Genomic DNA, 12,937 nt, shown 5'->3' with positions numbered 1-12,937 from the left:
TACATGTCGAAAGCCGAAAAAACAAGGGAATTTATAATTGAAAAAACTGCTCCTGTCTTTAATAAAAAAGGCTTTGCCGGTACCTCCTTGTCCGATATAACCAGGGTGACCGGTCTTACAAAGGGGGCAATATACGGCAATTTCAAGAATAAAGACGATATAGCTTTGGCTGTTTTTGATTATAATGTTCAGCAGGTGTTCATGATTGCAAGCAGCCCCGGGGATAATGGGAAGTCTGCTGTTGACAGGTTAGTGGCCATAGCGAATCAATATAAAGATCAATTTGCCGGAATAGCCCGCAATGGAGGCTGCCCTATATTGAATGCAGCGGTGGAAGCCGACGATGAATTGCCCGTCTTGAAAGAAGCGGTGAAGAAAAGGATCGCCAGTTGGAAAGATAGATTTGTTCAAATTATTTTACAAGGTATCCGGGGAGGAGAAATTAAAAAGCATGTTGACCCGGATCGGTATGCAGTTATTTTTATTGCCCTGTTCGAAGGTGGGATGATGTTGTCTAAAACTATGGGCGATCCGGTCTATTTCCATCAATCCCTCGATAAAATGATCGAGATCGTTTATACCGAATTGAAAATTATTTAGATACCAATCGGTATAAAAATAGCTATAATAAGAAATAAAGCGATGCTAAGAATGCAGCAGATGCCGTCATAAAAGTGTTCACGAGGTTATTGCCTATAATACTTTTCCGTTCCAATGTTGCCCCGAGGACGGAGTCGATATAATTCCCGAAAATTCCGGCAACGAACACGATGGCTGCATATAAATATATTTCCTTTAATAGCGCATACGAAAGCGCGATAATCGCTGCGCCTATGAATCCTATTAAAGTACCCTCTACACTTATGATGCCATCCTTGCCGCGCTGGCCCGGTTTGAAGGTGATAATATCATAGAATTTTTTGCCGTAAACGGTTCCCAATTCAGAGGAGAGTGTATCCGCGGTAGCTGCTGCCAAGCTGGCTGCACCCATTACCTGGAGCATAAAGCCATATACCGGGAAAATCCATGCAGCTAGGCCACAAAGCCCGGTAACCCCACCGTTAGCCAATACTTGGTAGGCATCCCGCAGTTCCGGGTGTTCCGTGTTACCTTGTAAAGCAGCTTTGTATTGCTTGGCGTTAGAAGTAGCCCAAGTTCCCAGTAGGAAGAAAATGCCGAGCAAGATAACAAATTTGTATCCTAAACCAACCAAGATGCAAATGGAGATGAGCGCAGCCCAAATCCCACCGGTAATAGTTAACTTATTCTTATATATACTGAAACAGGATAACAAAAATATGCCGGCTATAGCAACTAGGTTTATAATATTTTGTTGTGTTAACATGGGGCATAAATGTAATAAAATTGTATTATATAGAACGAATGTGTTAGTAAATATTCGCGGTTTTTATGATGAAGTATGATTTTCTGGAAGACATGGTTTTTATCGGTACGCGGGTGGGGTGCATCTTTATACGTACGGTTTATCTTGCCGGGATTCAACCGAATTAATCTTTGCCCGGGTATGCTTTGAAATCTATCTACGTGAAAAGAAAAATCTAAGAATGGAATACAAAATGCATAATGCTAATGCCTGGAAAATTACCAGGTTGAATATCTTTGTTCGCAGATGATTAATACTTATATGCAAGAGTTTACGGGCATACTATGGACGTTAAAATAATCCATGCAATAAAATTACATGAAGTTGGTGTAATAGTTCTACATAACCCCGGGCCATAATTTTAGCTTATCTTCAATAAACATCATTTCCGTTTCGCTGAAAACTTCGCCTCTAACTGCCAGGATTTTCCCTCGTCATAAGATATTTCGGCATGCCATTCGAAGGAATTTTCCTGGATATTACTAAATATCCAACGTAGGTGATTGCCGTCTTTATCGATTCCTGTTTGCTCAATTTCCGCATCTTTTAACCCTGCTTCCATTTCATTATAGGCGCCACTTACCGGGTTATGCCAAAATATTTTCCAAGTTTTCAATTCGGGATGATAATACCGGATCGTGGTGCCGTAGCGATTGAATGGGCCTGCCGTATCTTTTGTTCTCAAGGCCCTTTTAGGCGCTATCCAAACATCCTGTATAGCCCTGCCTTCCAATACCCAGGCAAAAATCCATTCACCTTTTTGTGTAACGTCTTCACCGCCGGGAACAATATTCACCGCGGTCACATCCCAGGAGCCTACCAGGTTTTTGTATATATTATCCCTTAATTTAAGGTGGTCGCTGGACACGTTAGAAATTAAAGCGCTGGAAAATTGTCTTTGGGCATCGAGTTGACGGTCATGCGGATTTTTGGGCAATACTCTTTGCCATATACCGGGATAGTCGATCACGTAACCGGATTCATCTACCTCGATAAAGGATGTAAAATCGGAAGTAAGGTTTTCATATTTGTATATTCCATCTCCCATGTTAGTATAACGTTGTAATACGGAAGATATCTTGGGTTCCGGAAGATGGAAGTAAAGTACCGGCATCGTGTTCGGTTCGCCAACGGGCAATTGTAGCCTGCGGATGGAGAGCGTGTTGGTAAAGGGCGTCATCCTGATATCGATATCTTCGCAATCTTCAAATTCTTTCAATACTTTACCGTTCGGCAGGGACCAGTGCCCATCTGCATTTTTCAGCAGGTGATGGGAAAAGGGTTCATTTCCTTTCCAATCGATTTTTACTGATTGAATGACCCAACCGGGTTTGAGTTCCAGTTGGTATTGCGCTTCCACGGGAGCATTGTCCATTTCACCGAGAATCTGTCCCGATACCACGATTTTATCTTGTAGTTCTTCCACGTGCACTAACTCCGTAGTATTAATCAAGTTACTTTGCCAAACGATCGTTGTCTGCTTCATGCTAATTCGGTTTTTCAGATCCAGAGAAGAAGTATAAATATACCGAAATGTTACTGTTTGACGCATAAAAAATGCTGACCGGTTGCAACCGGTCAGCATACACGTTATCGTGGGTAAGTGAATTATTGTTTGTCGTCGGCTACAATCTCGGCATCCTGGCTATCTTGCGTATTGCCCGGTTTTTCTTTCCCCAGGAAATTGGGCAAATCCATACCTGCCATATTAAACATTTCCTGTAACGGGGGAACCGATTTGTACAAACCGCTGATGAAGTTGGAAGTGGAAGTTTGTCCATCTTTCCCTTGCCCGTTACCACCGTCCCAAACGGTCACTTTATCAATCTTGATATTCTTGATGGCTTCTGTTTGCAATTTTACCAGCTCCGGTAATTTATCCGCGATTAACAGTAATACGGCATCCTTAGAACTGTTACCGGCAGCTTGAACGATCTTGTCGAGACCTTCTGCTTGTTTCGTTAATACTTCGAACATACCTTTCGCTTCGGCTTCCATCTTGGCGAAGATCGCATCGGCCTCACCCTTAGCTCTTTCACGGATTTTTTCCGCTTCTGCCTGGGCTTCGATAATGGCTTTTTGCTTTTGGATTTCGGCGCTTACCACGATGTTGGCATTTTGGGAAGATCTTTCCCTGTCTGCACGGGCATCTTCTGCTTTCTTTTCAGCGAGGTATGCTTCTTCCAAAGCTTTTGCAGATTGGATTTTTTCTGCAGCTACGGCGCGCTTGGAGGCTTCGGCTTCCTTTTCGCGGCGTTCTGCTTCCGATTGGGCGATTTGAATCTTAGCGGTGTTTTCCCCTTGTACGGCGATGGCATTCGCTTCGGAAGATTTAATACGTGTATCCCTTTCTGCTTCTGCTTTACCGATAGCTTCATCCCTGTTGGCCGCAGCAATTTGGATAGCCTTGTCTTTGTTAGCTTGGGCAATCATACTATCGCGATCCCTCTGGGTTTCAGCGATGTTTACATCCCTGTTTTTCAGGGTTTGTTGGATCGTGATATCTTTTTCCCTGTCGGCTTCAGCTTTACCGGTTTCCCCGAATTTCTCTTGTTCGGCAACGCTTTTCTTCGCTTCGTTGATGGCTTTAGCCGCAGCTTCTTTACCTAATGCCTCGATATAACCGGATTCATCGTTAATATCTGTAACGTTCACGTTGATCAGTTTCATACCGATTTTCTTAATCTCGGCTTCCACGTTACTGGCAACGTTGGCTAGGAATTTATCGCGGTTGTTGTTAATCTCTTCGATATCCATGGTAGCAACTACCAGGCGTAATTGACCGAAGATAATATCTTTAGCTAGGTCATGGATAGCTTGTCTTTGCAAGCCGAGTAATCTTTCTGCCGCATTGTTCATGATGCCCGGTTCGGTAGAAATAGCTACGGTGAACCTGGAAGGGACATCTACACGGATATTCTGGCGACTCAATGCATTGGTAAGGTTTACCTCGATAGAGATAGGCGTCAAATCCATGAAGGAATAATCCTGGATAACGGGCCAGATAAATGCCGCGCCACCATGTATACATTTGGCGCTATTGGTGCCGTCAGGGCCACTACCAACCTTACCGTAAACTACCAGGATTTGGTCGGAAGGGCAACGTTTATAACGTTTGAATAAAGCTACCAGCAGGGAGAATATAAATACCACCCCAACTAAAATGGCTATTAATAAAAAGTCCATAGAGAATAAATAATTATTGTTTTGTTACGATAAGTGTTTGGTTGTTTAAAATCTGGATCACTTTTACATAAGCTCCCGTTGGCAATGTTTCCGAATCATCGGTCAACGCGTCCAGTTCGCGGAGGGTACCCTGTATTACCAGGTTTACTTTGCCTGTACCGTTTCTTGTTCCCGGTACCGGCAGGTAAACGGTGGCGGTTGCTCCCAGCGCATTTTCAATTTTCATGGTACCATTCGCTACTAATTTGCCGGTATAATAAAACAGTGTTGCCATGATTACCATCATGATGGTCCCGGCAATAGTTGATATCATGATGGTCATAAAAGGGGATAGGTTCCGCTCTATACAGGCGAGGCCAGTCCATCCGAAAATGGTGAAGAAGCCGAACATATTACGGATCGTGAAGAATTGAAAGCCGATTCCTGTATCGGTATCCAACAATTCATCCACATCTCCCGTTGCGTCGGGCGTGTCTACATCCCCCCCGAGAAAACTCATGACATTCTGGATGATAAACAGCAAGGAGAAAAAGATGGCGATACACCAGTATATTTTCTCAAAAGTGCTGAGCGGCGTAAACCACTCTGAAATACTTAAACTAGTCATAGTTAGGGTTTAATTACACTGCCAAATTACACAATTGCTTCCGTATTTTATAGGTGTTTTCACGGATGAAAGCGGACTATGCCGTTCTGCTTAGCTAAAGAAATTTCGTTTGGTTGCATCAAATTTCAATAAAGGTATTAAGGGTTTGAAAATTTTTTAAATGGGATTCATTTTCATTAGTGAAGATGTAAATCGGTCGAAAAACCGGTTACCCGTTATGATTTCGAAGCAAAATCAATACTATATTGAAAAGAATTTTTTGTAGCTTATGCCGTAATTGAATGTTCTTATACTATGGAGCTAATGATATGCAGGAAAAAGAGGATGCTGTATAATGTTAGGATGGCAAACAATTTCTGTATTGCAAATTTCACCTGGCATTGTTTTAGTAAATTAATATTTTACATTACCTTTTAGTAGTAATTGTTTGTTATTGGCGCTTACCTGGAGGAGAAATAGCATGTGCCGTTGCCTATGACAAGGATGTTCAAATTTGTAAGAATTCTCACATGCAATGGAATAATTTATCACCCGTAAACCTTTTACCTGGTCACAAGAATATTGCGATTCTAATAGTTATTCTATTTACCGGGTTACTTCATGTTTCCCCGTTAAAAGCCCAATTGCGAATACCGGGCTATGCCGTAGAACATTATACGGATGAGAACGGTTTGGTACAGAATAGTATCAATTTTATCGCTGCCTCGAACAGCGGCCATATCTGGGCGGCTACGGAAGGGGGGCTGCTCCGTTTCGATGGAAGAAATTTCGTGTATTATGATAAAAGAAACCTTGCATTGAAAAGTTCGAGGATGTCCGCAATGTTCCCGGGTACCGATGGGTCCGATCTCTATTGTATTACTGCTCAAAACGATTTAATCAGTATTAAAAATGCTACTGCAACAGTGTATGGTAAGGAGTTAAAGCCTTATAAATATTGCGAGATGTCTGATACTTTAGATCATTGGATACTCCGCTCCCAACCTGACCTCTATATTAATTTTAGCGATGATAGCGAGATGTGGGTGCCCGTTGGGCCTAATCAATATTACCGGATAACAAGTGAAGCAATTATTTCGGAGCGAATCGATTCTTTAAGTGGAAAAACTGGGCAATTTTTTAGCATCCCCTATGATAAAAATTGGTTGATAAGCCGCTTTTTTGTATTGGATCAGGCGCTATTTTACCTTGCTAAAGATGGTAACTTATTAAAGATCGAGAATGGCAGCACCCGGGAAATTACCTTGAAACTACCGGGGTATTCCAAAACTGAACAAGATGAATCAACGGTATATTGGAACTTTCCCGCGGGGCAGGTTTTTTTGAGGATCGGTCATTCCTTGTATTTTCTAAATAAAGATGCTTCGGGTTCCTACTTATGGGAAGAGCTGATGCATGGTGTTGACTTTAATGCAAAATTGATTTTCGATATTTTTTATGATAAGGAACATGCTAGGGTATTTTTGGGCAGCAAAACGAAAGGCTTGTACGTCTGTACCAAGAAACAATTTACAACCTTGTTACAAGGGGATGAAGACCAGGTTTACTACGCTTTAGCCCCCTTCGGAGATTCGATGATTTTTTCACCCAAGGGCTATTTATTTGCACCGGGGAAGGGCGCCAGGGAAATTGGGATCATCGATAGCTTGGGCTTAGTAAATCAACTTTTCACTATTACAAAAGATCATGGTGGAAATTTCTGGTTAAAGAATAATAATGAAATCGTAGCGCTAAATCCTGGGTTAAACAAACTCTTATGGCGGCATGAGTTCCGTGATTTTAAATATATCAAGCAGATTTTCGTAGATGAAGCAGATGACCTTTATATTAGTTTCAAATATGAAGGTTTATACAAGATGCCCACAACAGGACCTTACGGCAGGATTGAACCTGTTGATACCAGGTTAAAAGATATAGATTTTATAGCTTCCGATCCCGGTAAAGAATTGTGGGTCGGTACCAACAAGGGCTTATATATTTATAATAAACAAACGGGAGCTTTAGATACTTTGCATGCTTTCGACGGTATGATGTTGAGAAGTATGCAGCAATTTGCTCCCGGTAGCTGGATTGTTACTACTTACGGAAAAGGCGCTTTCATCGTAAAAGACAGGCAAGTAATTGCCATCCCTCTGGATAGGAAGCAATATTTATTATATTCCCATTGTGCATTGTTTGATAGCAATGGTTATTGTTGGATTTCCACGAATAAGGGTTTATTTAAAATGTCTTTACAGGATTTGATCTCGTATGCCAATGGTCAAAGCCAGTATGTATACCAATATTACTTTGATAAGGATGATGGTTTTGGCACGAATGAATTTAACGGCGGATGTGAGCCATGTGCCTTAAGTTTAGGTAACGGTTCATTCGGTTTTCCGAGTATCAACGGGATCGTGTATTTTAATCCCTTGCAAGTACGGGTGAACCTGCCAACTAATCCTTTACATGTTGATCAAATTATGGTCGATACCAACGTACTCCCGATGCGCGATACAATCCAGTTGCCCCATGCATTCCAGCGGTTACAGGTATTTACCAGTTCTGCCTATTTCGGGAACCAGGCGAACTTGCAATGTAGTTACAGGTTGTTCCTGGAAGGGGAATCCGGGTTAGCACCATGGCTGGATATGAATGCCGGTGAAGTGTTAAATTTCAATAGTTTACCCAGCGGCGATTATATTCTCGAATTGCGGAAGATCAACGGTTTTGGGCTTAATAATTTTACCGTTAGCAAGATATTTATCAGTGTTCAACCGGCTTATTATGAAACGACTTGGTTCAGGATTGCCATGCTCCTGGTGATCTTGGGTTCGATGGTATTGTATATTCGGTGGAGGCTGAAAAGAGTTTCTATGAAGAATAAAATTCTCGAGAAGAAAGTTTCTGAAAGAACTGCCACCTTGCACGAAGCCCTGGAGCACCTTACCCGGTCGGAGCAATTATTAAAACGCCAGGCATATATGCAAGAACGCTTAATTGCCGCTATCTCGCACGATGTCCGCACCCCGTTAAAGTATCTTCAGGACCGGTTGAATAGCAATGATGGTAACCTCGATAGATTTGACCGTGAAATAACCACCGCGAGCATTTCGGAGATGATGCATCTCGTTGAAAATATTATCGAATACATGAAATCCCAGATTGGTAGCGGCTCAGGGAGCTTAGAGTTAACGGGTTTGCACGGCTTGATTGAAGGGAAGTTGTCGATGTTCCAACCCCTGGTCCAGGCCAAAGATATCAAGGTCGTCAATGGTATCGATCCGGGTTTAGCTGTTTATATAAACCGGCAACTTTTATCGATCGTAATTCATAACCTGCTGGATAATTCGTTAAAATATATGCAAACCGGCGTATTGCGGATCTCGGCATCGGCAGCCGGAGAGCAGCTACAAATTGTAATAGAAGATGAGGGTAGGGGAATGCCTCCGGTTTATATCGAATGGATTGAACAGTACCAGGTGGAAAATGCCAATAACAAACAATTCCCGCCGGGGAAAGGAATCGGGATGTTGTTAGTCCTCGATTTGTTAGTTATTTTGAATGGAAAATTGAATGCCAGGTTGAAAGACGATGGGCGGGGTACTGTATTTACACTGGATTTCCAAGTTTTCGATCAAGGCAAATAAAGCCGCATTTTTTCTACTAATTCCACGATGTTACTGATATTTAATTTCTCGAAAATCCTGGATTTATAAGTACTGACGGTGGTCACCTGTATGTGTAACATTTCTGCTATCTTGATCAATGGATACCCTTTGGATAATAAATTCATTACTTCAATCTCGCGGCTAGATAATTGATCGAAAGGATTATTGGATGTTTTTTTCGGATCATCTGCATGCTTCAATAATAATTGCCGCGTTTTGGCATCAAAATATTTTTCACCGTTTAACACGGTTTCAATCGCATGCTTAACCTCCTGTTCTTCAACATGTTTTTCAATATATCCATCGGCGCCGGCCTTCAGGTAATCCAATGCATATAACTGGGCGGCGTAACCTGAAAATATCAATACCTTGATATTAGGTTGACGTAATTTTAATACATCCAGCATTTGTAAGCTATTACCGCCGGGTAAATTAATATCCAGGATGAGGAGATCGAAAGGGTGTTCGTCAATTTTTGCCAATACCGAATCAAAAGAGGCCACCTCTTCAACCCGGGTGGAAATGTAAAGTTTAGCTAAGGTTTGTTGCAAGCCTACCCTAACAATGGCGTGATCGTCAGCAATTAAAATCCTGGTCATATTGCAAATTCCGGTTTATTAGGAAGGTTAAATGTTTTCGATAACCCTTTGAATATTAAAATTACACGTTTTATTATAAATACGAATTGTAGTATAAATACTACATACAAAACAAAGGTATTACTACAAACTTATGTTTTATAAGCAGTTAAATTTACTAAAGCAATTGAAATATGTTTTTTGATATATACTTTCCTGTGTTCCCCTATTTTTATTTTGAAAGTTGATTTTAGCAATACTGTTCCAATAACAAGGTACAATCGTATCCCCGGTTGTTGAATTTTGATTTTGTTGCAGGGATTTTTATTTATGACTTTCTTTTATTATCAAGAATAAACCTTCTTAATACAAGCAATATAATAATTATAATCTTGTATTAATTCAGTGTATTAAATGAAGCAGCCGGTAATTTTACCGGCTGAGTTTTTTTATACATAGAAGGCTGTTGCCACCCGGTATACGTTGGGCAGCGGCGATTATATTTTTTTCCCTTCCACGATAGAAACATCTGGAATCGGTAAGTGGATGATCTTGTTAAATTGGAAGCCAGCCGCTTCAAATAGTTGCCGGAACTCTTCCGCGGTCCGCTCCCTGCCGGTAAGCGCTACCAGCATATTGATATCCATCAGCTTACCCGGGAAGGGATCATTGCCGGGTGGAATCACGGCATCGATGGCCAACAAGGTGCCGCCTTTATTCATGGCCCGGTTGCAATGTTGTAATATTTGTAATGCTTCTTCATCATTCCAATCATGCAAAATATATTTCATGATATAAGCATCTCCGCCTTCGGGAACAGATTCCATAAAGTTCCCCGGATGCGCTTGGCACCGGTTAGCAACGGGGGACTGGGCCAATAACTTCGCGGTATGTTCAATCACGTAAGGGGCATCGAAAATTATTCCTTTGGCCTGGGGGGAGGCTTGCAGAATGGCTGTAAGCATAGCGCCGTTCCCGCCGCCGATATCCACTATTAGGTTAAAATTGCTATAATCATATCCTTGCACGATGGAAGGAATGGCGAAGTTGGACAAACCCGTCATGGCATTCATGAAATTTTGCCCTTCGGCGGGATGATTGCTGTAATATTCCCAGATGCTTTGACCGTAGCAATGATCGAACGCGGGTTTGCCTGTTTGTACGGCATAATGTAGTTGACCCCAGGAACTGAAATGTTCTCCCATCATTGAAAGAACGAATGCTTTCATGGATGGCAGCGCATTGGTGCGAAGTGCATCTGCTGCCGGGGTTAAGACGAAATATTTTGGACGGGCTTCTTCGAAATAACCACCCGATGCCAAGGCCCGCATTAACCTAAATAGTGGTTCTTGCGCTGCGCCGCATTTCTTAGACAGTTCCCCGATATGCATGCCGCCTTGTTCCAAATGGTCGGCAATATTGAGTTTTGCAGCGGTGTAAACACAGCAGCTTAACCAGAAATGACCGATTAATTCTATACTGCGTACCGTGCCGGATGAATGTTGCATGTTTTTTTAATCCCAATATCTGCCATTGCGGGGAAATGGGATCTCAGTGAAGCAGTTTTATCATGATACGGCTTCGACATTATTCATATGGGCTCTTTGTCGAACTTTGTGTTGCTTGATCCAATATGCCATGATAAAGGGAAACATAAAGAAAATGCTTACCAAGGTGATGGATCTCGGATATGATTGTAATAATGAAAAGATAGGCCAATGAATATCCCCATATTGCAAGTTGGCCCTGTACGATAGCCCGGCATAACCATTGTGGGTTATGTACAAAAAGAAAATGACAAAAATATTCATCCACGTACTCCTGCGTACTGCCTTGAAACAATAAATAAACGGGATGCAACAATGGATCATCATGACGACCCACAGCGAAAAATAATGGTACCGCTCTAAGATACCTTCTTGTGAATTTGAGGTTTTCGAACTTGTAAAGTAATCCAGTCCCACCAGTACAACCAGGCTCGCAGAAACGAGTAATATTAATTTGTTTAAGCGGGAAAGGTAAGCTGGGCGGATCTTTCTAAGTGTAGATGAGCAAAGCGTGAAGCCGAGAAATAATAATATGGCTATAGAATAAGCGGGGTACAACAAGTCTAACCAAGCAATAATGCCCGGCAAAATGCTGAGTTGTATAGGTGATATTCCTGCCATGCTAAGAGCTTTCTTATTCTAGGTAAGAAATAAATTGCAAATTTTCCCGGTCAATACTTGTAGGGCGACACCCCTGGGCTTTACAACTGTAAATATATTAAATTATTATATTTTGAGGCTCCCTGTACAATTAAAACTTGTATCCTACATTCACCACCATGTTGTAATCGAAATTTCTGACGCTTCCCGCGGGTGGTTGGTTGTCGTAGTTGTTGTAAAATACCAGGCTGATAGTAAGGTCTGAAATAACTTCATAAGAAAGCCGTGTTTCCCCATCTTCACGGATACGTCCTTTTTGAGAAATGCCGAAATAGAGCTGCTGCTTGAATGAAAAGCTCAAGTTAGGCGACGAAAATAGGAAAAGGTCGTATTGAAGTAATAAGGGGATTTCAAAAGTATAGTTACGATCACCTTCCAAGCTTTTTTCCTGGTTAAGGATACCGCCTGTACCCACGCTTGCCAGCATCCTGCTTCTTTTCAGGAATTCGTAACCCGTTCCCAGCGCTTCCTGGAAACGTTGCCCGATGCCTAGTGACAAGTTTCTTTGATAATTAACATAGGTTAGTAAGTACCAGTCCGGCAAATAGTAATAAGAAACTTGTAAGGATGCATTCTCCAAATCGCGGGCAAGCGAATCTCCTTGAATACTCGTAATAGTAGCCCCGGTAAATGCTAATGCAACATTCTTGCTTCTCGTGTTCAAGCTTGCATCGAGGTTAATCCTACCCAGTTCGCTAGACTTTGTAAAGCTGTATCCTGCCGAAATATTACCTTCAATTTGGTGCATGATACCTTTTCTATATTTCGAAAGTGTTACGATATCATCTAGTAATACGTTGACGCTGTCTTTGCCGCTGGCGAAGATTATGGAGCCGGAATCTTTCCCCGGCAGTATGCTGCCGTACATAACGTCTTGGTGGACGGTAGATACCCGGTATTGGAAACTGGTGGCAAAGAGGGTCCTGGCATTGGTTATCTTCACATCCACGATACCGATGTCGTTGGCATCGAAGTTAATCTTACCCAGGTTAATGGACCGCAGGGTGCCGTTCAAGATAGTGCCGTTTCGCAAATATAGTTTATCGGTTTGTGCAGATAAACTGCTACTCCACGACGAGAGTAAAAATAGTAGGATACCGAATAATGTCAGCTTGCGCTTGGTCAATGTAAAAAACAATGTTGTACGATCTTTTGTCAGAAAACAAAAATTTGTAGTAGAATGTTTACCAAGTAATTGGCTTACTATCGAATTTTTAACATATTTATTGATGTGATGCGCTGTAAACTAAATTCTAATATTTATAAACATTTGTTTTCCTTGCATCCCTATATTATTATCCATTGTTAGTATTTTATTACCTTGT

General features: G+C 41.7%; 10 protein-coding genes. 2 read left to right on the top strand and 8 right to left on the bottom strand.

What is annotated here, in order from left to right; translation table 11 throughout:
* Positions 1 to 3 precede the first annotated feature (3 nt).
* Entirely contained in the window at positions 4 to 600 is a 597-nt protein-coding gene (locus COR50_RS16970; protein ID WP_098195091.1) for a TetR/AcrR family transcriptional regulator, read from the top strand.
* A gap of 22 nt (positions 601 to 622) precedes the next feature.
* On the opposite strand, the gene COR50_RS16965 is transcribed toward COR50_RS16970, so the two are convergent.
* From COR50_RS16965 to COR50_RS16950, 4 genes are all read right to left on the bottom strand, one after another.
* Positions 623 to 1,345, bottom strand: coding sequence for a DUF92 domain-containing protein (locus COR50_RS16965; RefSeq protein WP_098195090.1), 723 nt, complete (start codon positions 1,343 to 1,345; stop codon positions 623 to 625).
* A 421-nt stretch (positions 1,346 to 1,766) separates the two neighbouring features.
* The gene (locus COR50_RS16960; RefSeq protein ID WP_157760937.1) at positions 1,767 to 2,870 is read right to left on the bottom strand and encodes a putative glycolipid-binding domain-containing protein; all 1,104 of its coding nucleotides are present in this window, start codon (positions 2,868 to 2,870) and stop codon (positions 1,767 to 1,769) included.
* A gap of 122 nt (positions 2,871 to 2,992) precedes the next feature.
* Complete coding sequence (locus COR50_RS16955; protein WP_098195088.1) at positions 2,993 to 4,570, bottom strand: flotillin family protein; 1,578 nt, start codon at positions 4,568 to 4,570, stop codon at positions 2,993 to 2,995.
* Between the two features lie 13 nt (positions 4,571 to 4,583).
* Positions 4,584 to 5,177: a hypothetical protein gene (locus COR50_RS16950; RefSeq protein WP_098195087.1), complete on the bottom strand. Its 594-nt coding sequence runs from the start codon at positions 5,175 to 5,177 to the stop codon at positions 4,584 to 4,586.
* 509 nt (positions 5,178 to 5,686) lie between these two features.
* On the opposite strand from COR50_RS16950, the gene COR50_RS16945 reads away from it, so the two are divergent.
* On the top strand, positions 5,687 to 8,806 hold the full coding sequence (locus COR50_RS16945) for a sensor histidine kinase (RefSeq protein WP_098195086.1): 3,120 nt from the start codon (positions 5,687 to 5,689) through the stop codon (positions 8,804 to 8,806).
* On the opposite strand, the gene COR50_RS16940 is transcribed toward COR50_RS16945, so the two are convergent.
* The 4 genes from COR50_RS16940 to COR50_RS16925 all read right to left on the bottom strand — a co-directional run bounded on the left by COR50_RS16940 (position 8,794) and on the right by COR50_RS16925 (position 12,750).
* The gene (locus tag COR50_RS16940) at positions 8,794 to 9,426 is read right to left on the bottom strand and encodes a response regulator transcription factor (protein ID WP_098195085.1); all 633 of its coding nucleotides are present in this window, start codon (positions 9,424 to 9,426) and stop codon (positions 8,794 to 8,796) included. The genes COR50_RS16945 and COR50_RS16940 overlap by 13 nt on opposite strands.
* Before the next feature lie 476 nt (positions 9,427 to 9,902).
* The gene (locus COR50_RS16935) at positions 9,903 to 10,913 is read right to left on the bottom strand and encodes a methyltransferase (RefSeq protein WP_098195084.1); all 1,011 of its coding nucleotides are present in this window, start codon (positions 10,911 to 10,913) and stop codon (positions 9,903 to 9,905) included.
* Between the two features lie 60 nt (positions 10,914 to 10,973).
* Positions 10,974 to 11,573, bottom strand: a complete 600-nt coding sequence (locus COR50_RS16930) for a hypothetical protein (protein ID WP_098195083.1) — start codon at positions 11,571 to 11,573, stop codon at positions 10,974 to 10,976.
* Positions 11,574 to 11,703: 130 nt separating this feature from the next.
* Complete coding sequence (locus COR50_RS16925; RefSeq protein ID WP_098195082.1) at positions 11,704 to 12,750, bottom strand: DUF481 domain-containing protein; 1,047 nt, start codon at positions 12,748 to 12,750, stop codon at positions 11,704 to 11,706.
* Between the last annotated feature and the right edge of the window lie 187 nt (positions 12,751 to 12,937).

The organism is Chitinophaga caeni (assembly GCF_002557795.1).
Classification (GTDB): domain Bacteria; phylum Bacteroidota; class Bacteroidia; order Chitinophagales; family Chitinophagaceae; genus Chitinophaga; species Chitinophaga caeni.
This window is presented reverse-complemented; position numbering and strand designations above follow the sequence as displayed.